The organism is Mycolicibacterium sp. CBM1, from assembly GCF_054073305.1.
Window position 1 is genome coordinate 108,374 of sequence record NZ_JBSXPP010000004.1, and the last position, 21,816, is coordinate 130,189.

Consider the following 21,816-nt stretch of genomic DNA (forward strand, 5'->3'; position numbering starts at 1 on the left):
ACTGCCGAACGGAAACTTTCGCGAATCTGGGTAATTGAGACCGATGACCCGGTTGAGTGGTGGGCGATGACCGCGACCGAACTCGAGCCGGAGGCACCGGCGCTCGATCCGGTGGACCGCCGTGCCCGACGGTTGACGCTGCTGCGCCGCGCCGCAGTCACCGTCTGGCTGTTAGTGATCGTAATCCGCACGGCAACAACCGGTTTGGTATTCAATCGCGAACTGCTTCTGGTGTACATCTGTACCGGACTGCTGGCCGCCAGCATCGGCAGGCGCCGGGTGCTGCTGATTGTGCGGGACTGGCTGCCGTTCGCGCTGGTGCTGATCGTCTACGACCTGAGCAGGGGAGCGGCGCATCTGGTCGGCACGCCCACCCAGTGGGTGTGGCAGCCCCAGGTGGACCGATGGATGTTCTTCGGCGCGGTACCCACGGTCTGGTTGCAGGAACACCTCAAGATGCCTTCCCCGCCGTGGTGGGAGGTGGTCATCAGCACCGTTTACATGTCGTTCTTCGTCCTGCCGTACGTCGTGGCCGGACTGCTCTGGCTGCGCGATCGCGAGGTGTGGAAAGCCTTCGCGAGCCGCTTCGTCGTGCTGTCCTTCGCGGCGCTGGTCGTCTACGTCGTCGTTCCCGCTGCCCCGCCCTGGGCGGCCGCGCGCTGTCACCCCGGGGACGTCACCGGCGGTCCCGCCGACCCGCCGTGCATGTTCCGGCCGGGGCCGGCGGCCGACGGCGGACTGCTGGGACCGGTGAACAGCCTGCATGCCGGTGCCCAGGACTTCGTGGAGCGGATCTCGAGCCGCGGATTTGCGACACTGCATCTCGACGTCGCCCGCGCCCTGCTCGACGAGGGGCAAGCGAGCGTGAACCTGGTCGCCGCCATCCCGTCGCTGCATGCGGGCCTGTCCGCCATGATCGCGGCGTTCCTGTGGGGCCGCGTCGGGCGGCGGTGGCGCCCACTGCTGGCGTCCTACGTACTGGTGATGGCCTTCACCCTGGTCTACGCTGCCGAGCACTACGTGATCGACATCCTGCTCGGTTGGCTCCTGGCGGCCGCCGTCTTACTGGCCCTGCAGCGGGTCGATGGTCGCCGCCGGGCGGCGTCGACTCACGTTGAGTTCTCTGCCGATCGCGCTGAGCTGGGCCAGGAAGTCTTCGACCCGGCTTCGTGGCACTTCGGCGCACCACTCGGGCAGGCTGCCGGTCAGGTGCAGGGTCCCCGGTCCGAACTCCAGACCCGTCAGGGTCAGTCCGCCGGCCGGCTCCGGTAGCCGCACTGCACGAGCCGGTACCCGGGCCGGCAGCCGCCAGCGGCGCCGTCCAATCCACAGCGCCCGCGGATGCAACCACAGCGTGGACCCGTCGAGTGTGACGTCGACCTCCACACCGCCGAGACCCGGCCGGCGCGCCCACCGCAGCCGGGCCACACCGTGGTCGTCGACCTGCCCCGACAGGAGGGGGACCACCTGACGGAACACCTCGTCGAAAACGTGGGTCGACACGTCCAGCGTCACATCCACCGGCGCGGCCACCAGCACCGGCGGCACCCCGGGGCGGAGATGGACATTGTGCAGGACCACCGTCGCACGCTCGAAATGCCTTTTATCCCAGTGGATGTCGACCGCGGTGAGGCGAACGTCGTCGAGCTGCCCGACCGCGAGCCGGCGGATGTCGAGACGGGATTCGAACTCGGTGACAGTTGCCGTGAGGTCACCGCTGTCCAGTCGGGCGGTGAGCGTGCGGCCCACCACCAGCCGCCGGACCGTCACGAACAGCGTGCGATACGCGACCGCCGCACCGGAACTCACCGGCGGCAGCGCAGCCGCCGTGGACCACACCGAAGACAGCAGCTCCAATGGCCGCAGAAGATCCCACCGGGTCGATCTGTGCGAACGCGCCATAGGGTTTCCCATCCTTCTCGGTCACCTCGGCGCGGCGCAACGGCTGGGGTGCGTTTGTGATTCCGGGCCGCGGGTATAGGCCCCCGATGACGTCGGTGGTGGTAGTGGGCAGCGGTTTCACCGGTTTCGAATGCGCGCGGCGGTTGCAGCGAACGCTTCGGAAGGCGGCGGCTCAGGTCCTGCCCGGGGTCCGCGCGGTGCGTGGCCGGGTGGAGACAGCTGACCTCACGGCGCACACGCTGATCTACACCACCCACGCCCGCGGCCGGCCGGCGCACCGTCGTGGTGGTCGGTGCGTCCTATTCCGGCACCGAACTGGCCGTGCAGCCGCGGGCGCTGGCCGACGCGGCCGCTGCCCAATCGGGCTTCGGCGCCGACCCGGTGAAATTCCTGCTGCTCGACGTGGCCGAGGAGGTCATGCCCGAGGTAAGTAAGAGACTGGGCAAGGCCGCGCGCGACGTGCTCATCGCCCGCGGCATCGACATGCGCCTCGGTGTCACGCTCAAGGAGGTCCACGCCGATCACGTTGTGCTCAGCGATGATTCGCGGGTGGATGCCCGTACGGCCGCATGGTTCACCGGCGTCACCGCCGCCCCGCTGATCGCGACGCTGGGACTGCCGACCGAGCGGGGCCGGCTCACAGTGCAGGCCGATCTGCAGGTGCCGGGGCACCCTGACGTCTTCGCCGCCGGAGACGCCGCCGCCGTTCCGGACCTGACCCAACCCGGCACGATCACCCCGCCCACCGCCCAGCACGCCACCCGCCAAGGCAAGACGCTGGCCCGCAACGTGGCCGCCAGCCTGGGCTACGGGTCGCCGGCGAAATACAAGCACCGCAACATGGGTCTGGTGGTAGACCTGGGACCGTGCCAAGCCGTCGCCAACCCGTTGGGCGTGCTGTCCGGATTCCCCGCCAAGGTCGTCACCCGCGCCTACCACCTCTAGGCGATTCCCCGCGCGGTCAACCGGTGGGCGGTGTCCCTGGCCCGATGCCCAAGGCGGACTGACCTACAGGTCCAGCCCCAGATGTTCGCCCTCGGCGGCGCGCGAGACGCACGTCAGCATCATCCCGGCAGCTCGTTCCGGGGCGGTCAACAGCGTATCCCGATGCTGCACAACACCATCGAGTACGCGGACCCGGCAGGTGCCGCAGAACCCCTGTTGACAGGAGTAAGGCGCGGACACGCCGCTGCGCTGCAGCGCAGCGAGCAGTGTCTCTTCAGCCGAAACCGACAGCGTGGTGCCAGTGGAGGCCATCGTCACGGTGAAGGCCGTGCCGTCGAGCACAGGCGGCGCGGCGAACCGCTCGAAGTGCAGCTCGACGTCGCGGCGGGCGGCCACGCGACGGCCCAGCGCGGTGAGCATCGGTGCGGGGCCGCAGGCGTAGATGCCGGTTCTGGTGATGTCCTCGCCGAGCAGTTCGTCGGCACCGGGCACACCGTGGACGTCGTCGGTGCGGATCTGCACCCGGTCACCGAACCTGCGCACCTCATCGACGAACGGCAGCGACGCCAGAGTGCGCCCGGCGTAGATCATCGACCAGTCGACGTTCATCCGCTCCGCCAGAGTCAGCATCGGCAGGATCGGGGTGATGCCGATCCCACCGGCGACGAACCGCAGCCGGCGCGCGGGCGAGCCGTACCCGGGCAGGGTCAGCGGGAACGCATTGCGGGGTCCACTGGTGTGCACCGCCGCGCCGAGGGGCAGGTCGTGCACCTCGATCGAGCCGCCGCCCCCGTCGGGAATGCGGCGAACAGCGATCCGGTAACTGGAGCGCAGGCCCGGTTCGCCGCACAGCGAGTACTGCCGGATCCGGCCGCTCGGCAGGTGGATGTCGAGGTGTGCGCCGGGCCGCCACGGCGGAAGCGGCCGCCGGTCCGGCGCGGCCAGAGTGAGGGCGACGACGTTTTGGTCGCGGGCGACGACGTCTTGGTCGCGGGCGACGACGTGGCGCTCCACGACCCGCAGGGTGTGCAAACCGGGTCGATCGGCCGGCATGACAGGTCGACGCACCGAGCCGCTCACCGCCCACATCCCGGTGATCGTCGCGTCGAGCAGGCCCAGCAGCACGTCGTGGCGGCGGCGGCCGGACGCGGTCGGCGGCCCGTCGAGCAGCCGCCGGCGCAGTCCCGTCACAGGTGCGCGGCCCGCGCGGCGGGCGAGCTCGCCAGGTAGGACACCGCCTGGGCGGTCGAGCCCACTTCCTCCGGGCGGTACCCGGGGCGGAAGTAGGTCAGTGTGGTCGTCCCGAACAGCGTGCGGTACTTGGGAAGCAGTCCGAGCCCGGAGTCAGTGGCCCGCATCCGCTGCATTTGCCACCAGCCCAGCGGCTGCTGGGGATCCTTGCGGCACAGATACCACGAGCCGCGCAGGAAGAACCCCGCCATCAGGGTCACCGCCAGCGTCATGGCCCGGATCCGGCTGAGGTAACTGTCGTGGAAGTACGCCGCCACGTCATGGGCGACGGAGCGGTGCTCCACCTCCTCGCTGCCATGCCAACGGAACACATCGACCATGGTCGGGTCGGCGCCGTGGTCGTCCCACGCGCAGTTCAGGGCGAAGTCGCCGAGCACCGCGGTGTAGTGCTCGACGGCCGCGATCAGCCACAGCCGGTCACACAGATGGTTGTGCCGGCGCCGCGGGTTCGAGGCTGTGCTGGGGGACAGGACCTGGCCGAACACGTAGTCGACCTGGCGAAGGATGGGCGCCGGGTCCACCCCGCGGGCGATCATGAAGTCCTGCAGGATTTGCTCGTGGGTGTCGGCGTGGGTGGCCTCCTGGCCGATGAATCCCCGCATGTCCTCGGCCAGCCGGGAATCCTTGACCAGGGGCAGCGCCTCGTTGTACGTCGCCACGAACCAGCGCTCGGCGGCGGGCAGCACCACATTGAGCAGGCCGATCATGTTCGAGGCGACAGGATGCCCCGGGATCCAGTGCAGCGGAACATCGGCGAGGTCGAACGCGACCTTGCGGGCATGGATCTGCACCGGTCCGGGATCGACGTCGTCACCGGTGCGGTCTTGTCGCAGCATTCCAGGAACCTCCCCAGTCCGCGGGCCCCGACTGCGCGGAAGTTTAGCTGAGCGGGTTAGCCGACCTGGGTGGGCGTGACCGTGACGACGCCCGGGGCGCCGGCGGTCGGACGGCTTCCGCCGTCGGAAGGAATGGCGGGTGTACCGGCCGTGGCCGGCCCGGACGGCGCCTCGGGTTGCGCGGCCGCGGTGCAGTTCAGCATCAGCGACATCTTGCCGCTGGCCAGGTACTTCTGGCTCTGCACCACACACTTGGCCTGTTGCACGTCGCTGCCGACCGATCCGCCGAAGACCGACGAGACGCCCTGAGCGTGCAGGATCGCCACCGCCTTGTAGTACGGCTCACCGAGAACGTTGAGCGTGCCACCGGCGTTGGGGTCGGCACTGCTGGATCCCATGCCGAGAGCGGCTGCGGCCGAGCCCGCGGCGAGTGCGCCGGCGGCCACCAGAATGAGCCTCTTCACTGCCAACCTCCGTTTGTGTATCCGGTCGAACATAGCGCAGGGAGCTTGGAGGCCGCCCAATGAACAGATCCCACCAGCCTCTGCGACCTCTATCGTCACGAGGACGTCGGGATGTTTCACCTCCTGGTGACCCGTCGACTGTGCCTTGGTGCACCCGACTGTGCGTCAGCGGCGACATCCGACCGGAAAACCCGCCGTGAAGGCACAGTCGGTCGAGACGCGCCCGGGGCTAACCGCCGTTGCCGCGCAGGATCTCCTCGGCGCACCGCAGCCTGGTGTGGCCGGTCTCCTGCATGCAGATCCGTACCGGCGACTCGTTCTCGACGGGCGGCGGCGCGGTCGGCGACGAGGTCAGCACCGGATTGGGGATCAAGTCCTGGTGCACCGACCACAGGTAGCGGTTGGTGTACTGCAGCTGGGTGCAGTAGGCCGTGGCGCCGTCCGCGGTGGTTCCGGTGGCGCCCGGCTCGGTGCAGTTGGCTCCGATCACCGCCGTCGGTGTCTGCTCGACGGTGACGACGTCGGTGTCGGTGGGCGCGGTGGTGCTGGTCGCCGCCGGGGTGGTTTGTGACGTGATGGGCGGTGGCGGAACGGCGCTGGTCGACACGGCCGAGGTCGAGGACCGCTCGTCCTGGGAGACGACCGTCTCGCCTCGGTCACGGCCGGCGAAGAAGGCCACCGCCACTCCCGCCACCAGCACCGCGAGCAGCACCGGGACCAAGACCTTGGCCCGCAGCCAGGGGGCGGTCGGCGGCCGCGGTTCTCCGCCGGCCGGTGTGCTGTCGGTGATCTGCGTGAGCCGGGTGGAGTCCGGGTCGGCGGGGCCGTCGCCGGAGAGCGGCATGGTGATGTGGTGGGCCAGCGCGCGGGCGAAATCCATGCACCGCTCGTAGCGGTCGGCCGGATTCTTCGACAGTGCCTTGCGCAGCGCCGGATCGAGGTTGGCCAGCTCGGGGCGACGGTCGGCCAGACTCGGCGGTGACGACGTCAGGTGCTGACTGATCACCACCGCCGGGTTCGAGTGCTGGAACGGTGGCGAGCCGGTCAGCAGGTGGTAGGCGGTCGCGGCCAGCGCGTACTGGTCGGCGCGGCCGTCCAGATCGCGTCCCATCAGTTGTTCGGGGGCGGCGTAGGACACGGTCCCAACCGTCATGTTGGTCTGGGTCAGGCCGCTGGCGTCGTTGTCCCAGCGGGCAATTCCGAAGTCCGCCAAGAGAATTCGCTCAGTGCCGGTCTGTTGGCGTGACACCAGGATGTTGGCGGGCTTGACATCGCGATGTAGTAGGTGCCGCTGATGGGCATAGTCGAGCGCCTCGGCCACGGCGGTGACGATGTTGAGCACCTCGCGCTGCGGCAGGCCGGTGGGATGACTCCGGAGCAGTTCGCCGGCATCGGTGCCGTCGACGTAGTCCATCGCGATCCACAGCTGCCCGTCGAACTCGCCGCGGTCGTGAACTCCCACGATGTGTGGGTTCCACAGCGTCGCGGCAATATCCGCCTCGCGTTCGAACCGCGCCCGGTACTCGTCGTCTCCGCTGACCGAGGCCGGTAGCACCTTGAGCGCATCGTGCCGGGGCAGCCGGGGATGCTGGGCGAGGTAGACCTCACCCATTCCCCCCGCACCCAGCAATCGCAGGATGGTGTAACCGGCGAATGTCTCGCCGTCGGCCAGCGGCATTTGCTGATCCTACAAACGCCGGGGCGGTCCGAGCCTCGGGGCGCGCTGGGTCAGCCCACCGAGATGCCCGCACCGTTGCGCCCGTCGGCCTCGGCGTAACGGGCCAGGTAGTCAGAACTTGCCTGCCGCAGGGCGACGATGACGTCGTCGGTCACGCCCAGCACCCGCAGACAGGCGTCGGCGACGTGATGAGGCAGCGCGGCGCTGTCGGGACGTGGCGGGTGCGCCCACATGTTCACCAGCGATTCGACTAGGCGGAAGGGCAGGTCGGCGGCGTCGTCGGCGATGCCGGTCCGGGCCAGGATCGTCCGACTCAACTCCAGATAGCCCAGTCGCAGCCGCTCGCGTTCGGTCCAGAACGTCGCCAGCCGCGCTTCACGCAGCTCGGGAAGCAAATAGAGCGCACCAAGATTCCAGCGCGAGGCCAGAAGTTGCGCACCATCGAAGACGGCCAGCGCATGCAGGCACTGATCGGGAGAGAACGCGGGTTCGGCGCGGCGCATCGCTGTCAGGAAGTCCAGAGTGGGGGTGACGGTCTGGTGCAACAGGGCCGAGAGCAGCTCGTCCTTGGTCTTGAAGTAGTGGTAGAGGGAGGCCTGCCGGATGCCGACCGCGTCGGCGATCGCGCGGGTGGAGGTGCTGGCATAACCGCGGGTGGTGAACAGTTCCGCCGCGGCGTCCAGAATCTCCTCCCGGGCGGTCGTGCCGGGCCTGCGCCGTTCGGTCAAGCGCGGGCGCCCCGCCCGCGTCGTCGCCATGAGTTCGATCGTGACTGACACCACCTGGGAAAAGACAGCCCTCGGGCGTTTCTGTCACATGACAGAAACGCGCGACACGTAGCGGTTACGCGCCGTCTTGGATTGGTTACGCCAGCGACACCCACGGCGACACGAGGCCCGCAAAACTGTCAATCGACAGGCTGATGGCTCACCGCAGAGCGCATCCTCGCGACCTTCTCACCTCACGGGAGACCCTCGATGGCGAGCGCCGCAAGTGTTGCGCTGCGACCCGACGCCCCGGCGGCGACGCCGGAGGGCGACGTCGTCGCCGCGGTCGACGATCTGTGCGTCACCTTCCGCCGCAACGGCAAGGATCTACACGCCCTGCGTGGCGTGTCGCTGCGCATCACCCCCGGCGAAATCATCGGGCTGGTGGGCGAATCGGGTTCGGGCAAGAGCGTGCTGGGATTCAGCATGCTCGGCCTGCTCGGGCCGGCCGCCAAGACCGGTGGCAGCGTCGAGGTCTGCGGGACCGACATGCTCACCGGCGCCGCCAAGCAGATGCGCAAAGTCCGCCGCCTCGACCTCGGCGCGGTGTTCCAGGACCCGATGACGTCGCTGAACCCGACGATGCGCATCGGCAAGCAGGTCGAAGAAGTGGCCGGCAGCAGCGAAGAGGCGCTCAAACTGCTTACCGCCGTAGGTATTCCGGAACCGGAACGACGGATGCGGGCCTATCCGCACGAACTGTCCGGCGGGTTGCGCCAGCGGGTGATGATCGCCATCGCCGTGGCGGGCGACCCGGAACTGATCATCGCCGACGAACCGACCACCGCGCTCGACGTGACAGTGCAGGCGCAGGTACTCGCACTGTTGCAGCGGCTGCGCGCTGAGATCGGGTGCAGCATCGTGCTGATCACTCACGATCTGGGTGTCGCGGCTCAGATTGCCGACCGTATCGCGGTGCTCTATGCCGGCCGGATTGCCGAAATCGGGCCCACGGCCGATGTTCTCGCCAATCCGGCGCACCCCTACACCTACGGCCTGTTGCGGTCGCGACTCACCCTGGATACCGCCAGGGACCGTCCGCTGGTCGCCATGGCCGGCCAGGTCCCCAGCCCGACGTCCCCGTTGTCGGGTTGCGCATTCGTGCCGCGATGCGAATTGTCGCGACCGGCATGTTCGGTCACCCCACCGGATCCTGTGCCCGTCGCGATGGGCCGCGTCAGCGCGTGCATCCTGCCTCCCGAGGAGATGAGGACCGAGCTCGACGGGGTGGTCGCCGCCGTGACCGAGCCGTTCGAGGTCAAACCAGAAGCCACCGCCGCGCAGCCGGCCGCCGTCGACGTCCGCGCGGTGACCAAATCTTTCACCGTGCGGCGTCGCTGGCTGGACCGATCGGGGACGCCGCAGGGCAAACTCCAGGCCCTGCGCGGGGTGTCCCTGACCGTCGCGCACGGCGAATCGGTCGCCCTGGTCGGCGAAAGCGGCTCCGGCAAATCCACCCTGCTGCGCATCATCGCCGGATTGGAGCAACCCACCTCCGGTCAGGTCGACCTCGCCGGAAATCAGCGCCCGCAGATGGTGTTTCAGGACGCCGGCGCGTCGCTGACTCCATGGTTGTCGGTCGGTGAGCTGATCGGCGAGCGGCTGCGCTCCACCAGAATGTCGCGCTCGGAGCGCAGAGATGCCGTCGCGGCGGTGCTCGAGCGCGTCGGGTTGCCCCAGGAGATCGTGAAGTCGAGAGCCGCCCAGCTCTCCGGGGGACAGCGCCAGCGGGTTTCGTTGGCGCGGGCCACCGTCATCCCGCCGCAGGTGCTGCTGTGCGACGAGCCCACCAGCGCGCTGGACGTGTCGCTGGCCGCCTCGGTGCTCAACCTGATCGGTGAGCTGCGCCGGGGCCTGGACATGTCGGTGGTCTTCGTGACCCACGACCTGTCGGTGGCCCGGGTGGTGGCCGACCGGATCGCCGTGATGTACCTGGGCCGGATCGTCGAGATCGGACCCGCCGAAGACGTCATCGGCCGCCCGACCCACCCGTATACCCAAGCACTGGTCGACGCGATTCCCGACCTGGGCCGGGAATGCCGGGTGCTGGCCGGAGAACCGGCCAGCCCGCTGTCGCCGCCGACCGGCTGCGCCTTCCATCCGCGCTGCCCCATCGCCATCGACACCTGCGGTGACACCGAGCTCGACGTACGCCTGGAAGGCATCCCGGGCAGCCCGCACCAGGTCGCCTGTATCGAGCGGAAGGCGCGCTGATGGCCATCGCGATACCGGCACAGGGACTGCTGCGCAGCCGCGAGAAGCGGATGGCGGCACTGCCTACCGACCGCGCCATGGTGCTCAACTGGCTTGGCGTTTCGCTGATCCTGCTGGTGACCCTGGTCGCGGTCGCCGTGCCGGTACTGGCCCCGCACGATCCGCTGATCCCGGTTGGCATGCCGCTCCAGGCGCCGGGCAAGAACGGCTTTCTGCTCGGCACCGACAGCGTCGGGCGCGACATCTTGAGCCGGGTGCTCTACGGCGTGCGCTCCAGCTGGTTCGCGGCGTTGGTGGTGGTCGCGATCGGGCTGTTCATCGGAGGTCTCGTCGGGCTGATCGCCGGGGCGGCAGGCGGCTGGTTCGACGCCACCCTGATGCGCATCACCGACGGCTTCCTGTCCCTGCCCGCACCGGTTCTGGCGATCGCGGTCGTCGCCGCTCTCGGGCCCGGCTTCGTCCACACCCTGATCGCCGTGTCGATCGTGTGGTGGCCGTTCTACGCCAGGCTTGTCCGCGGTGAGGTCGCCCGGTTAAAGGCCCGCCCGCACATCGAGGCGGCTCGCCTCTCGGGCGTCGGCCGGATGAGACTGGCGCTGCGCCATCTGCTGCCCGGCGCGGTGCCCAATGCCGTGGTGGCCGCCAGCCTCGACATCGGCACGCTGATCCTGACCCTGGCGGCGTTGTCCTTTCTCGGGCTCGGCCAGTCGGCGCCGGCGCCGGAACTCGGTGCCGACGCCGCTCGCAACCTGAGCTACTTCCTTCAGCAGTGGTGGGTTCCGGTGATGCCCGGGCTCGGGGTCCTGGTCCTGGCCTTGATCGGCAACATTGCCGGCGACAGCCTGCGCAACCTGATGAAGACGAACTAGGAGAGCGTCGGTGCGAACCTTCATAGCCTCGCGACTCGCGGCGACCGTCGCGATCCTGGTCTCGTTGACCGCGGTCATGTTTGTGCTGCAGAAGATCTCACCGCTGGACCCGGTCAAGGCGCAGATGGGTGCGCAGGCCTCGGCCAGTGCGGTCGCTGCCCGCCGAGCAGCACTGGGCCTCGACCAGCCGATCGTCACCCAGTTCTGGAACTACCTGACCGGCGCCGTGCGGGGTGACCTCGGAACCTCCTACCGGACACGGCATGCGGTGGCCTCCGACCTCGGGTCGTTCTTCCCGGCCACCCTCGAACTCGCGCTCTACGGAATGGGTCTGGCGTTGCTACTGGCGGTGCTGCTGGCGTTCAGCACAACGCTGAAGTGGCGGGGATCCGCGGTGCTGCGGGGCGTGCTGTTCACCGGCGCCTCGGCACCGATGTTCCTGCTGGGCATCCTCGGGATCATCGTGTTCTACCAGCAGCTCGGCTGGGTGCCGGCCAACGGCCGAATCGGAATCAGCAACCCGCCTACCGGCCCGACCGGCCTGCTCACCGTCGACGGTCTGCTGAACGGCCGGTTCGACGTGTTCGCCGACGCGCTGCACCACCTGATCCTGCCCGCTCTGGTGATCGCGCTGGGGCCCGCTGTCGCGATCGGGCGGGTGCTGCGGTCGAGTCTGCTGTCGGACATGAACAGCGACTACGCGCGAACTGCGCGGGCAAAAGGGTTGTCGGAGAGCCGGATTGTGGCCGGCCACGTGCTGCGCAACTGTGTCGGATCGGCGCTGTCGATGACCGGCCTGCAGGTGGGGCTGATGTTCTCCGGGGTGCTCGTGGTCGAACAGGTCTTCGGCTGGCCCGGCATCGGGCAGTACATCGCCCAGAGCATCCCGGTGGCCGACTTCCCCGCGATCGCCGGCGTGACGCTGATGCTCGGCGCGCTCTACGTCTTCATCAACACGGCCGTGGATCTTCTCCAGGCCGCTGCAGACCCCCGCATCGCAGTAACAGGAGGATAGCTTAGGTGCCGAAACAACCACTGATCGTGGGCAATCCGGTTCTGGTCGTCGTCGACATGCAGGAGAGCGGCGGCATGCCCGCCGACGAGATGGGCATTGCACACATGCCCGGCTACGACGGCCGGATCGAGGTGGCCGAACGGTTGATCGCCACCGCCCGCGACGCGGGGATCCCCATCGTGTTTTTCCAGGAAGTCCACCGACCCAGCGGCATCGACTTCGGGCGTGAACTCGACGGCGCCGAAGGGGTGCACTGCGTCGACGGCCGGCCCGGCACTCCGCTGCACCCGCGGCTGTTGCCCGACTTCGACGGGCCCAATCACGAGTTCCACATCGTCAAGCGGCGCTACTCCGGTTTCATCGGAACGGAATTCGAGATCGTGTTGTCCGGACTGAAGGCCTCGACGTTGATTCTCGTCGGGGGCCTGACCAATGTCTGCGTGCACTACACCTTCGCCGACGCCCACCAGCGTGACTTCTACGTCCGCGTGGTGTCCGATGGTGTCGGCGGCTCGTCTGTAGCCGCGCACGAAGCTGCTCTGGAAGCCATGGAATACCTGCAGTCCGGTGCGGTGCGCACTAGCGACGAGGTGCTCGCCGCCTTTGCCGAAGATCGCCGTCCAAGCGGCTCCGGCGCTTCTCTGTCCACCCCCGTACTCGAAGGAGCCGCTCGATGAAGAAACTCCGTATCCTCCTGGCCGTCGGCGCGGCAACGGCATTGACCGTGACCGCCTGTGGTGGTTCCAATTCGGGTGGTAGCAGCACCCCGAACGCGGCCCCGACCGACAAGGTGCTGCACCTGTCGTTCCTGCAGGATCCGGGGCAGCCGCCGGACCCCGACATCTACTACGCCGGACAGGGCCTGCTGCTGACGACCAACACCTATGAGGGCCTGCTGGACTACAAGGGCGGCACCGACAAGCCGGAACTGGAGCCGCTGCTGGCCACCGAGTGGACGGCCTCGCCGGACAACAAGGTCTACACCTTCAAGCTGCGGGAGGGCGTCAAGTTCCACGACGGCACCCCGTTCACCTCGGCTGCGGTCAAGGCGTCCTTCGACCGGCGGGCCGCGGTGAACCAGGGACCCGCTTATATGGTCACCGACGTCGATTCGGTCACCACCCAGGGCGATTACGGGGTCACCATCACCCTCAAGGCACCCAACTCCGCGTTCCTGGACTATCTGGCGTGCCCCTATGGGCCGCGGATGCTCAGCCCGGAGGGCCTGAAGGCGAACGCGGGCAACGACAATGCGCAGGCGTACCTGACCACCCATGACCTGGGTACCGGGCCTTACACGCTGACCGCCGCCGAGGTCGGGTCGAAGTACGAACTCACGTCTTTCCCGGATTACTGGGGCACCAAGCCCTACTTCGAAAAGGTGGAGCTTCCCGTCATCACCGACGTGTCGGCGCAGCAGTTGCAGTTCAACAACGGTCAGCTCGCCGCGATCCTGCACGACCTGCCGTCCTCGGCGGTGCAGTCCTACCTGGACAACAAGTCATTCGCGAACTACTCGCTGCCGACGATGATGTCGAACTTCGTCTACATCAACCCGAAGAAGGGCATGATGACCGACGCCAAGAACCGCAACGCCGTGATGCAGGCCATCGACACCGATGAGCTGGTCAAACAGACCTACTTCGGCCGCGGCAAGAAGGCCGAGCAGATCTACCCGCCGAACATGATGGCCCCCGAGTTCGGCAAGCAGTCGGTGACCCACGATCCGTCGGTCCTGTCCGGGATCGCCGCCGCGCTGCCGGCCGACCAGAAGACCATCACCATCGGCTACGACTCCTCCAACCCGGACAACCAGCTGATCAGCAACCTGGTGCAGACACAGCTGGCCGCGGCCGGCCTCAACGCCAAGGTTCAGGCCTATCCGACCTCGGAGATCTACGGCTGGGTCGGCACCGACGGCCAGTCGGCCCCGGAGATCATGACCTACCTCGGGTGGCCGGACGCGCCGTCGCCCTACACCTGGGGCCACATCTCCTGGGATGCCGACGGTGGCCTGAACTTCTTCGGCTGCTCGGCTCCCGCGGTCACCGAGGCGCTGGCCAAGGGTCTGCCCACCGGCGACGACGCCGACTTCTCGACTGCAGGAGAGGAAGCGGTCAAGACCGGCTGCTGGCTCAACATCGCCGACGTCAACGACTTCATGGTCGCCCAACCCTGGCTCAAGGGCATCGAGCAGGCACACGTCGTCACCAACCCGAACTCGCTGCGGCTGGCCGCGCTGTCGGTCGGATAGGCCGATGGCGGTGGGAGACGGCGGAGTTCGCCGGATCGTCCTGCTGACGCTGGGTTGGGAGGAATTGCCCAAGTCGGTGTCGGTGTACGGCTCGCCTCCGGAACTGCGCATGCGCGAACCGGTTCCGGGTGTGTTGCTCCAGACAGACGGAGGTTGGGTGCTGCTCGACACCGGGTTCAACACGGCGCTGATCCGGGATCCGGCGCTGTATCGGCGGTTCTTCCCGACCGTCGAGTACGTGCCGGTGCTGCCCGGCCCTGGGGAGCCGATCGAGGAGTCGCTGCACGATCTGGGTATCGACATCGACGACATCCACGTCGTGGCGCTGTCGCACCTGCACCATGACCATTCCGGCGGACTGAAGCTGTTCGCCGGGAAAGTCCCGGTGCATGCCCAGCGCCGCGAACTGGAGTACGGGCTGTCGAATCATCCTGAACCGGAACGCAATGCGATCGTGCGGATCGATTTCGACGATCCCAACATCGACTGGGTGCTGGCCGACGGTGAGGCGCAGATCGCTCCGGGGATCACCGCGGTGCCGACCTACGGGCACACCCCCGGGCACCAGAGTTTCGTGGTCGACCTCGACGAGAGTGTCGGCGGCGGGGGCTTCGTGTTCGCGTTCGACGCCGCCGACCTGACCGAGAACATCGAGCACGAGTTGCCGATCGGCGGGTTCATCGACGTCGACCCGGCCGAGACCGTGGAGCCGATCCGCCGCCTCAAGAAGCTCGCGACTGACAAGGGGTACGAACTGGTGCCCGGCCACGACCCGCACGTCTGGCCGGAGTTGACCCAGCGGCTCGACGAGCGGTTCGGCCCGCTGCTGCCCCGGTGAGCGCACCGGCCGTCGGGCACGTCATTCGCGCCCCGCGCGCGGTGGTCGACGGCGCGGTGCGCCCCGCCTCAGTTGGGTTCGCGGACGGACTGATCCGGCTTGTGGGACAGATCGACGACGTCTACACCGGTGCTGGTGAAACCGTTCTCGGTCCCGATGTGGTGCTGCTGCCGGGCTTGGTGGACACCCACGTGCACATCGACGATCCGGGCACCGACTGGGAGGGATTTGCCAGCGCCACCGCAGCGGCCCTGGCCGGCGGTATCAGCACCGTCGTCGACATGCCGCTGGACAGCGCCCCGGTGACGACGACGGCGGGCGCGCTGGCGGTGAAGAAAGCTGCCGCCGAGGGCGCATGCCATATCGACGTCGGCTTCTGGGGTGGTGTCGTGCCCGCGAACCTGTCGTCGTTCGGCGATCTGACCGCAGCCGGGGTGCTCGGGTTCAAGTGCTTCCTGTCCGAATCCGGCAACCCCGACTTCCCGCCGCTGAGTCCGGAGCAGTTCCGCGCGGCGATGGAAGTGGTGGCCGACCTGGACTCGGTGATGCTGGTCCACGCCGAGAGCGCCCGGGTGCTCGCCGGATGTCCGCCGCCGGCGGGCGCCGACTACGGGGCGTTCCTGCGCTCCCGTCCGGACGCCGTCGAGGAGGACGCGGTGCGGATCGTGCTGGACGCGGTCGCCGAGACCGGCGCCCGCGCGCACATCGTGCACGTCTCCAGCGCCGAGGTGCTGCCCTTGCTCGCCGCGGCCAAACGTGACGGTCTGCCGGTGAGCGCCGAAACCTGCCCGCATTACCTGACGTTCGCCGCCGAGGACATCGCCGACGGTGACACCGCCTTCGCCTCCTGCCCGCCGATCCGCGGTGCCGACAACCGCGACCGATTGTGGGCGGCGCTGGCCGACGGCACCCTGGACATGGTGGTCTCCGATCACTCGCCGTGTGCACCGGTGCTCAAGGATCTGCTCGGCGGCGACTTCGGCCGCGCATTCGGCGGGATCAGCTCGCTGCAGATCGCGTTGCCCGCGTTGTGGACACGGGCCCGCGCCGCCGGGTTCGGGCTGGCCGACGTCTGCCGGTGGATGGCCGCCGCCCCGGCGGCGCTGGCCGGCCTGGCCGACCGCGGGTCGATCGCGGTGGGCCGGCGTGCCGATTTCTGCGTCTTCGACCCGGAAGCCCGTTGGCAGGTGCGCGGCGCGGAACTGTTGCACCGCCATCCGATCACACCGTACGAGGGGCTCACTCTGGCCGGGGCAGTGCGCCAGATGTGGCGCGGCGGTCACATCGCGCACGCCGACGCCCTCGGCTGCTTGTTGTCCGGACCGACCCCCACAAGGGAGGCGGTATGAAAATCCTGGTGCTCAATCCGAACACCTCGGTGACGATGAGCGCGGAGATCGACGCCGCCGCCCGCGCCGCTGCAGCACCGGGCACCGATATCGTCACCGCCCAACCGGCTTTTGGGGCCGTCGCCATCGACTCGGCGGCGGAGAGCTACCTGTCCGCGGTGGGCGTGATGGATGTCGTCGCCACCCGGCTGCAGGCGGGGGAGTTCGACGCGGACGCGGTGGTGCTGGCCGGCTTCGGTGAACACGGTAAGGACGCCTTGCAGGAGATGCTCGACGTTCCGGTGCTCGACATCGCCGAGTCCGCCGCACACGTCGCCCACCTGATCGGCAGGCGGTTCTCGGTGGTGACCACCCTGGCCCGTTCCATTGCCCCCATCGAGGACCGGTTGCTGCTGGCCGGACTGGCCGCGCACTGTGTCTCGGTCCGGGCCTGCGGGCTGGGCACCGCCGAGGTGGACGCCGACCCCGACGGGGCGATCGCGGCGATCGTCGCCGAAGCCGAACGCGCGGTGCGCCTCGACGGCGCCGACGTGATCTGTCTGGGCTGTGCGGGGATGGCCGGTGTCACCGCCGCGATCTCAGCGGCACTCGGGGTGCCGGCGGTCGACGGGGTGGCCGCCGCGGTGGGGCTGGCTCAGATGCTGGTCGGGCTCGGGCTGTCCACCAGCAAGACCGGTGCCTACGCCGCCGGTCCCGACAACGCCCGCAGCCATTGGCCGTTGTCGGCGGCCCTGAGCGGAGCACCGCGATGATGCCCGAGCGTGACGCCGGACTGGACCTCGCCTGCCGTGCCGTCGGCGGCAGCGTGGTCGCCGCCAGTGACGAGTCGTTCGGATTCAAGGAACTGCTCATCGAGGCGGCCGAACCGGCCTTCGTGCCGGGCACTTTCGATCTACGCGGCGAAGTGGTGGACGGCTGGGAGACCCGTAGGCACGCGCCCGCGGGGGACTGGGCCATCGTCCGGCTCGGTGTGCCCGGGCGGGTGCGCAGCATCGACGTCGACACCCGATTCTTCACCGGGAACCATCCGACCGGGGCCACGCTGTACGGCGCGACCCTGACCGGCGCCGAGGACCCCTGCGCTCCCGATGTCGGATGGCAGCCGCTCGTCGCCACCACACCGCTGAAAGCCGACGCTCACAATCTCTTTGCCGTGACCGACCACCGGCGCTACACCCACGTGAAACTGGTGATCGCCTCCGACGGAGGGGTCGCGCGGCTGCGGGTGTACGGCGATCCGGTGCCCGACCCGGCACTGTGGGCGGGCGTCACCGTCGAGGTGTCGGGGATCGAGCAGGGCGGGCGCGTCGAACACTGCTCGGACACCTTCTACTCCGACGCCCGGGCACTGATCGCGGCCGACCGCCCGCACAACATGGGCGCCGGTTGGGAAGCCAGGCGCCGCCGCGACATCGGGCCGGACACCCACGATGCGGTGACGATCTCGTTCCTCACACCGACCGATTTGGACCGTATCGAGATCGACACGTCGTACTTCGTGTTCAACGCCTCGCGGGAGGTGTGCGTGCGCGGCACACGCGACTGCCCCAGCCCCGGACGGCAATGGTGGGCACTGGAATTCGGTGAGATCGTCCTGCCCCGGACGCGTCTTCTCCCCGACGCCCGGCAGGTTTACGCCGTGGCGGTGGAGGGCATCACCGCCATCAAGGTGCAGGCCTACCCGGACGGCGGGATCGCGAGGGTGCGGGCGCTGGGCCGCCCAACCGAGGCCGGCCTGGCCGAGTTGCGCAGCCGATGGGACGCGGCGCGATGACACCCACGATCGCCGGCTGCACCGGGCTGTGGCGGCGCACCCTGCTGGTCGAGGCCGACGGGTCCCGCGACACCGGTACCACGGTGGTGTGGCTGCAGGGGATTTCGGTCTTCGCCGACGTGCGCGGCGCGGGCGAGGGATTCGCGGGCCGGCTCGGTCAACAAGGTGAGGTCTTCGAATGGACCAGGCTGGTCGATCTTCAGCCGCCCGGCCCACCCGACGCGGGACGGATGCACTGGGACGGCGACACTCTGGTGGAGATCGGCGTACACGCCGACTACACCGAACACTGGCAACGCGACCCCGGGGCGAACGGGCCCTGCTGGGGTCTGATTCTGGCCGCGCAGGATGCGTCCGCAATCCTGCTCGTCGTCGGCGACCGGTTCGGCTGGGCCTGTCAACGGCCCGGCGCGTCGGAGGTCTCGCTGGGCATGATCAGCGGGAGCGATTGGCGGATAACCGATTCCACGGACAGCGGCCGGGTCGGCGCAACGCTACAGCCCACCCGGTCGACGGCAGGACAGGTCAGCGTCGACGACACATCATGGCTCATCGAGGAAAGCGAAGGAAGCGTGACATTGTGAGTGAGGCGAGTGGGGCGACATCGTTTCAGACGGTGCCCATCATCGACATCAGCGGCCTTCGGTCGGCCGATCGCGGCGAGCGGGAGCGGGTCGCCGGTGAACTGGGCGCGGCCGCACGCGATGTCGGCTTCTTCTACGTCTCCGGCACGACGGTCAGCGACGAGCTGTTCGGCCGGCTGCTGGAGGCCACCAAACAGTTTTTCGCCCTGCCCATGGACGAGAAGATGAAGTCCTACATCGGCCTGTCCAGCTGCCACCGCGGGTACGTGCCGGTCGGGGAGGAAGGTCTCTACGGCGACAAGACCGACCTCAAGGAGGCCTTCGACACCGCACTGGACCTGCCCGCCGACGACCCCGACCATCTGGCGGGCAACCCGATGCTCGGACCCAACGTGTGGCCGACGTTGCCCGGCTTCGCCGCGACGGTCACCGAGTACTACCAGGCGGTGCTCGGCCTGGGCCACGATCTGTTGTGGGCGTTCGCCGTAGCGCTGGGCGAGGACCCCGACATCTTCAGCCGCCACGCCACCAAGACACCCAGCCAGCTGCGCCTGATCTACTACCCGTACAACCCGGACGCCCACGATGTCCAGGGCATCGGCGCGCACACCGACTACGAGTGCTTCACGCTACTGAAGCCGACCGCGCCCGGGCTCGAGGTGCTCAACGGGGCCGGGGAATGGATCGACGTCCCACCGATCCCCGGCACGTTCGTCGTGAATGTCGGTGACCTGCTGGAGCTGTGGACCAATGGCGCCTTCGTCGCCACCTCCCACCGGGTGCGCAAGGTCAAGGAGGAGCGCTACTCGTTCCCGCTGTTCTTCAACGTCGACTACCACACCGTGGTGCAGCCGCTGCCGCAGTTCGCCTCCGCCGACGGACCCTTGCGGGCACCGCTGGTGGCCGGGGAGCACCTGTTCGCCCAAACGGCGCAGACGTTCGCCTATCTGCGTTCCCGGTTGGCCAGCGGGGAGCTGGTGCTGCCGGAAGGGTCGCTGGAAACCGGCAGCTTCGGACAGCAGGCATTGCAGTCCCGGAATTGACCCCGGCCATCCGCGGGCTAGCGGCCCCAGCGTTTCTCGGGGTCGGTCAAGAACCGCTCGGGGTGGTGATAGGTGTTGGTTCCGTCACCGAACATAGGCAGTTGCGGTGGCGGAATCCATTGGGTATCGCCATTGGGGAGTTTTCGGGTGGTCCAGCCGCCCGTTTCGACGAGTTGGTTGTCGTGTGCGCAGGCGAATGTCAGGTCGTCGATGTTGGTGGCGCCGCCGTCGGACCAGTCTTTGGTGGCATGGTGAACCTGCACGTTGTAACCGGGAACGGTGCAGCCCGGGGCTGTGCAACCGCGATCCTTGGCGTGCAACACAATCCGTTGGTCGGCTGAGGCCAGGCGTTTGGTACGGCCGAGCCACAGCGCCTGGCCGGTGACCCCGTCGAACACGGTCAGATAGTGGTAGGAATGGCGCGAGAGCCGGATCACGTCGGAGATCGGCAGTACGCTGCCGCCGCCGGTGATGCCGTGTCCGGTTTTGTCTTGCAGCTCTTGCAAGGTGGTGGAGACGATCACCGTGACCGGTAGCCCGTTGTGCTGCCCCAGCTTCGGGTCGCCGAGCTTGCTGCGCAACATGGCCATCAACGCGTCGTGCTGGCGTTGGCCGATGGTGCGGGTGTCGGACTCGGCTTGGGCCGGGGCGGGTTCGGTGTCGGTGACCGCGGTTTGGTCGGCGGGATTGCACACGCCCGGTGCGGCGTACTTGGCGAACACCGCTTCGAGATAGGCGCGCAGTTCGGGGGTGGCCCACAGCCGGGCCTCGCTCATACCGTCTGGTTGTTGGCGGCCGAGGATGAAGCCGCGCTTGCGATTTCGGTCCTCGTCGCTGAACTGGCCGTCGGGGTTGATCTTCAGCGCGAGCATGTCGGCCAGCTTGCGCAACTGGTCGGGACGTAGCAGGACCGCGTGCTCGGCCAGGAAGGACTCGGCCTCCTGGCGAACGTCCGGGGTGACGTCGACGGGCAGTTCGGCCAGGAACCGCTGGATGACGCGCAGATGTTCACGATCCAGGCGGCCATCACGCCAGGCCTCCGCAGTGGCGGGCTGGCGCGGCGGCAGAGGTTCGCCGGTCAGGGTGGTGCGCGGGCTGAGCGGGTCGGCGACCAGGGCGCGGCGGCGGGCCTCGGTCGGGGTGATGCGCAGCCAATCAGCGAGTACCTTGTGGGCGGCCCCGCCGAGCTCGCTGACATCGCGCTGATGCAATTCGTGGCTGACCTCGTGGCGGATGACGTCGTGATGGCGGGCCGCTTTCTCGGTACGGGCTGCCACGTCGAGCAGATCGGCGGCGGCGAGCCCGGACAGATCGACCTTGGCCAGGGTGCTCAACGCGGCGTCGATCACGTCGAGTGCCTCACCCACCTCGATCGAAAGCATGTTCGAATCGTATCTCCACCCACTGACAAATCGGTGTGATGTCTCAGGACATCGGTGACGGTTCGGGTGGTCGTGGTGGTGACAGTTCTGGCTCAGAGTTCGGGTGGTGGCTGTCAATGAACCTATCGTTCCTGTCGTGCGTCTGGCGATCACTCACTGGCCCGATGACGCGCCCCGCGGGGCAGTCTCGACGTTCTGCGTCGAACACGGCATCTCCCGAAAATCGTTTTATGTGTTGAAGATGCGCGCAATGGGCCTAGATCCGGTGCCCTCGGTCGCCTCGTTGGCCCGCATCTTCCGCCAGGTAGGCGAGGCCAGGGCCGAACCAGAGAAAATGCCCCGGTCGGCGTGGTGGCGGTTCATCTATCCGGCGCCGAATGCATGCTGGCAACTCGACGCCACCGAGTACGTGCTGATTCGCGGGCGCAGGTGCGTTATCTTTCAGCTCATCGACGACAGCTCATCGACGACCACTCCCGCTACGCGGTCGCCTCCGACCTTGCCTGGTCGTAAACCGCCGAGGCTGCGATCGCGGTGTTCGACAAAGCCGTTGCCGCCCATGGCGTGCCGCAAAGACTGCTGTCCGACAACACGTCAAGACCGACGAAAACGTCGCCGATGTCCTGATACACCACACCACCGATAGGACTG

Annotated in this window: 18 protein-coding genes and 2 pseudogenes; 14 read left to right on the top strand and 6 right to left on the bottom strand. The window is 68.3% G+C overall.

What is annotated here, in order from left to right:
- Positions 1 to 66 precede the first annotated feature (66 nt).
- Positions 67 to 1,272, top strand: coding sequence for a phosphatase PAP2 family protein (locus ACXDF8_RS06770; protein ID WP_457222482.1), 1,206 nt, complete (start codon positions 67 to 69; stop codon positions 1,270 to 1,272).
- Positions 1,273 to 1,988: 716 nt separating this feature from the next.
- Positions 1,989 to 2,844: pseudogene (locus tag ACXDF8_RS06775) on the top strand (NAD(P)/FAD-dependent oxidoreductase); the annotation flags it as partial.
- A 66-nt stretch (positions 2,845 to 2,910) separates the two neighbouring features.
- Here ACXDF8_RS06775 and ACXDF8_RS06780 read toward each other — a convergent pair.
- From ACXDF8_RS06780 to ACXDF8_RS06800, 5 genes are all read right to left on the bottom strand, one after another.
- Entirely contained in the window at positions 2,911 to 4,038 is a 1,128-nt protein-coding gene (locus tag ACXDF8_RS06780) for a PDR/VanB family oxidoreductase (protein ID WP_457222483.1), read from the bottom strand.
- Positions 4,035 to 4,934 (bottom strand): metal-dependent hydrolase, encoded by a 900-nt coding sequence (locus ACXDF8_RS06785; RefSeq protein WP_457222484.1) that lies wholly within the window; start codon positions 4,932 to 4,934, stop codon positions 4,035 to 4,037. The genes ACXDF8_RS06780 and ACXDF8_RS06785 overlap by 4 nt, the downstream gene beginning before the upstream one ends.
- 56 nt (positions 4,935 to 4,990) lie before the next feature.
- Positions 4,991 to 5,398, bottom strand: a complete 408-nt coding sequence (locus ACXDF8_RS06790) for a hypothetical protein (RefSeq protein WP_457222485.1) — start codon at positions 5,396 to 5,398, stop codon at positions 4,991 to 4,993.
- A gap of 229 nt (positions 5,399 to 5,627) precedes the next feature.
- Complete coding sequence (locus ACXDF8_RS06795) at positions 5,628 to 7,076, bottom strand: serine/threonine-protein kinase (protein WP_457222486.1); 1,449 nt, start codon at positions 7,074 to 7,076, stop codon at positions 5,628 to 5,630.
- Positions 7,077 to 7,126: 50 nt separating this feature from the next.
- On the bottom strand, positions 7,127 to 7,834 hold the full coding sequence (locus tag ACXDF8_RS06800; protein ID WP_457222487.1) for a TetR/AcrR family transcriptional regulator: 708 nt from the start codon (positions 7,832 to 7,834) through the stop codon (positions 7,127 to 7,129).
- Between the two features lie 219 nt (positions 7,835 to 8,053).
- Here ACXDF8_RS06800 and ACXDF8_RS06805 point away from each other — a divergent pair, with 219 nt between their 5' ends.
- The 11 genes from ACXDF8_RS06805 to ACXDF8_RS06855 are packed head-to-tail and all read left to right on the top strand — an operon-like array spanning position 8,054 to position 19,783.
- Positions 8,054 to 10,057, top strand: coding sequence for a dipeptide ABC transporter ATP-binding protein (locus tag ACXDF8_RS06805; protein ID WP_457222488.1), 2,004 nt, complete (start codon positions 8,054 to 8,056; stop codon positions 10,055 to 10,057).
- Complete coding sequence (locus ACXDF8_RS06810; RefSeq protein WP_457222489.1) at positions 10,057 to 10,926, top strand: ABC transporter permease; 870 nt, start codon at positions 10,057 to 10,059, stop codon at positions 10,924 to 10,926. The genes ACXDF8_RS06805 and ACXDF8_RS06810 overlap by 1 nt, the downstream gene beginning before the upstream one ends.
- A gap of 10 nt (positions 10,927 to 10,936) precedes the next feature.
- Complete coding sequence (locus ACXDF8_RS06815; RefSeq protein ID WP_457222490.1) at positions 10,937 to 11,941, top strand: ABC transporter permease; 1,005 nt, start codon at positions 10,937 to 10,939, stop codon at positions 11,939 to 11,941.
- 5 nt (positions 11,942 to 11,946) lie between these two features.
- Complete coding sequence (locus ACXDF8_RS06820; RefSeq protein WP_457222491.1) at positions 11,947 to 12,618, top strand: cysteine hydrolase family protein; 672 nt, start codon at positions 11,947 to 11,949, stop codon at positions 12,616 to 12,618.
- Positions 12,615 to 14,195, top strand: a complete 1,581-nt coding sequence (locus ACXDF8_RS06825; protein WP_457222492.1) for an ABC transporter substrate-binding protein — start codon at positions 12,615 to 12,617, stop codon at positions 14,193 to 14,195. Before ACXDF8_RS06820 ends, ACXDF8_RS06825 begins: the two co-directional genes overlap by 4 nt.
- Positions 14,196 to 14,199: 4 nt before the next feature.
- Complete coding sequence (locus ACXDF8_RS06830; RefSeq protein WP_457222493.1) at positions 14,200 to 15,033, top strand: N-acyl homoserine lactonase family protein; 834 nt, start codon at positions 14,200 to 14,202, stop codon at positions 15,031 to 15,033.
- Positions 15,030 to 16,382: an allantoinase AllB gene (allB, locus tag ACXDF8_RS06835; RefSeq protein WP_457222494.1), complete on the top strand. Its 1,353-nt coding sequence runs from the start codon at positions 15,030 to 15,032 to the stop codon at positions 16,380 to 16,382. The genes ACXDF8_RS06830 and allB overlap by 4 nt, the downstream gene beginning before the upstream one ends.
- Positions 16,379 to 17,134 carry an aspartate/glutamate racemase family protein gene (locus tag ACXDF8_RS06840; RefSeq protein ID WP_457222495.1) on the top strand — a complete coding sequence of 252 codons (756 nt, stop codon included), beginning with the start codon at positions 16,379 to 16,381 and terminating at the stop codon, positions 17,132 to 17,134. The genes allB and ACXDF8_RS06840 overlap by 4 nt, the downstream gene beginning before the upstream one ends.
- Positions 17,131 to 18,156, top strand: a complete 1,026-nt coding sequence (gene alc, locus ACXDF8_RS06845) for an allantoicase (RefSeq protein WP_457222496.1) — start codon at positions 17,131 to 17,133, stop codon at positions 18,154 to 18,156. Before ACXDF8_RS06840 ends, alc begins: the two co-directional genes overlap by 4 nt.
- Positions 18,153 to 18,740: a hypothetical protein gene (locus ACXDF8_RS06850; RefSeq protein WP_457222497.1), complete on the top strand. Its 588-nt coding sequence runs from the start codon at positions 18,153 to 18,155 to the stop codon at positions 18,738 to 18,740. The genes alc and ACXDF8_RS06850 overlap by 4 nt, the downstream gene beginning before the upstream one ends.
- On the top strand, positions 18,701 to 19,783 hold the full coding sequence (locus tag ACXDF8_RS06855; protein ID WP_457222498.1) for an isopenicillin N synthase family dioxygenase: 1,083 nt from the start codon (positions 18,701 to 18,703) through the stop codon (positions 19,781 to 19,783). Before ACXDF8_RS06850 ends, ACXDF8_RS06855 begins: the two co-directional genes overlap by 40 nt.
- Before the next feature lie 17 nt (positions 19,784 to 19,800).
- On the opposite strand, the gene ACXDF8_RS06860 is transcribed toward ACXDF8_RS06855, so the two are convergent.
- A complete protein-coding gene (locus ACXDF8_RS06860; RefSeq protein WP_457222499.1) occupies positions 19,801 to 21,165 on the bottom strand; it encodes an HNH endonuclease signature motif containing protein in 1,365 nt (454 codons plus the stop codon).
- A 103-nt stretch (positions 21,166 to 21,268) separates the two neighbouring features.
- Here ACXDF8_RS06860 and ACXDF8_RS06865 point away from each other — a divergent pair.
- A pseudogene (locus ACXDF8_RS06865) lies at positions 21,269 to 21,756 on the top strand (DDE-type integrase/transposase/recombinase); the annotation flags it as partial.
- Positions 21,757 to 21,816: the final 60 nt, after the last annotated feature.

Bases quoted from the DNA above. Each gene is read 5' to 3' on its own strand.
- ACXDF8_RS06770 (WP_457222482.1), top strand. From the start codon at position 67: ATGACCGCGACCGAACTCGAGCCGGAGGCACCGGCGCTCGATCCGGTG.
- ACXDF8_RS06785 (WP_457222484.1), bottom strand. From the start codon at position 4,934: ATGCTGCGACAAGACCGCACCGGTGACGACGTCGATCCCGGACCGGTG.
- ACXDF8_RS06795 (WP_457222486.1), bottom strand. From the start codon at position 7,076: ATGCCGCTGGCCGACGGCGAGACATTCGCCGGTTACACCATCCTGCGA.
- ACXDF8_RS06800 (WP_457222487.1), bottom strand. From the start codon at position 7,834: ATGGCGACGACGCGGGCGGGGCGCCCGCGCTTGACCGAACGGCGCAGG.
- ACXDF8_RS06805 (WP_457222488.1), top strand. From the start codon at position 8,054: ATGGCGAGCGCCGCAAGTGTTGCGCTGCGACCCGACGCCCCGGCGGCG.
- ACXDF8_RS06810 (WP_457222489.1), top strand. From the start codon at position 10,057: ATGGCCATCGCGATACCGGCACAGGGACTGCTGCGCAGCCGCGAGAAG.
- ACXDF8_RS06825 (WP_457222492.1), top strand. From the start codon at position 12,615: ATGAAGAAACTCCGTATCCTCCTGGCCGTCGGCGCGGCAACGGCATTG.
- ACXDF8_RS06830 (WP_457222493.1), top strand. From the start codon at position 14,200: ATGGCGGTGGGAGACGGCGGAGTTCGCCGGATCGTCCTGCTGACGCTG.
- ACXDF8_RS06840 (WP_457222495.1), top strand. From the start codon at position 16,379: ATGAAAATCCTGGTGCTCAATCCGAACACCTCGGTGACGATGAGCGCG.
- alc (WP_457222496.1), top strand. From the start codon at position 17,131: ATGATGCCCGAGCGTGACGCCGGACTGGACCTCGCCTGCCGTGCCGTC.
- ACXDF8_RS06850 (WP_457222497.1), top strand. From the start codon at position 18,153: ATGACACCCACGATCGCCGGCTGCACCGGGCTGTGGCGGCGCACCCTG.
- ACXDF8_RS06855 (WP_457222498.1), top strand. From the start codon at position 18,701: ATGGCTCATCGAGGAAAGCGAAGGAAGCGTGACATTGTGAGTGAGGCG.
- ACXDF8_RS06860 (WP_457222499.1), bottom strand. From the start codon at position 21,165: ATGCTTTCGATCGAGGTGGGTGAGGCACTCGACGTGATCGACGCCGCG.